Raw genomic sequence first — 636 nt, forward strand, 5'->3', positions numbered from 1 at the left:
TGACCTGCATCAGTCTGTCCTGCGCGATATCGCGGATCGCGCTTTTGTCATTGCACTCTTCCAGCATCAGTAAATGCCCGATCTCGTCCAGACTGAAGCCCAGTTCCTGCGCGCGTTTGATGAAGCGTATGCGCTCTGCCAATGCACTGGAATAGGTGCGAAAACCGCTGCTTGTCTGTGGTACTGGTAACAGAGTACGGCGCTGGTAATAGCGTATGGTCTCGACCCCCACTCCCGCTGCGCGCGCTAGCTGGCCGATGGTGAGTTGATCCTGATCAGATTTCGCTGACTTAGCTGACATTTTAAATTCTCCTTGACTCCGTTCTCAGGTACAGAGTCTATGATACAGACAGGACTTACGCAAAAATTGCGCAGGCTAGACGCGGAGCCGAAGACAGTGCAACTGTACGGCGGGGCGAAAGCAACAACGCCAGCGTCTGTTTTGCCTAAGTCCTGACAGAAAACAAAGACTCAGGAGTTCTTATGCACCATCAGCATCAAGGCGATTGCTGCGCACACCAGCCCGCGCAGCAGAATGAAAAAAAATACACCGACCCGGTGTGCGGCATGCAGGTCGCCAAAAGCGAGAAGACCACACGTTTTCAAGGCATTGCCTATTATTTCTGCAGCCCGACC

General features: G+C 53.1%; 2 protein-coding genes. One reads left to right on the forward strand and one right to left on the reverse strand.

The window, feature by feature from the left end:
- The coding region (locus KDM89_RS19295; RefSeq protein ID WP_212689534.1) for a MerR family transcriptional regulator at positions 1-301 on the reverse strand (301 nt) is incomplete at its 3' end.
- Positions 302-483: 182 nt separating this feature from the next.
- Here KDM89_RS19295 and KDM89_RS23075 point away from each other — a divergent pair.
- A partial coding sequence (locus KDM89_RS23075) for a YHS domain-containing protein (RefSeq protein ID WP_212689535.1) occupies positions 484-636 on the forward strand: 153 nt, incomplete at its 3' end.

Source organism: Cognatundibacterium luofuense, from assembly GCF_018139685.1.
Lineage (GTDB): Bacteria > Pseudomonadota > Gammaproteobacteria > Burkholderiales > Burkholderiaceae_D > Undibacterium > Undibacterium luofuense.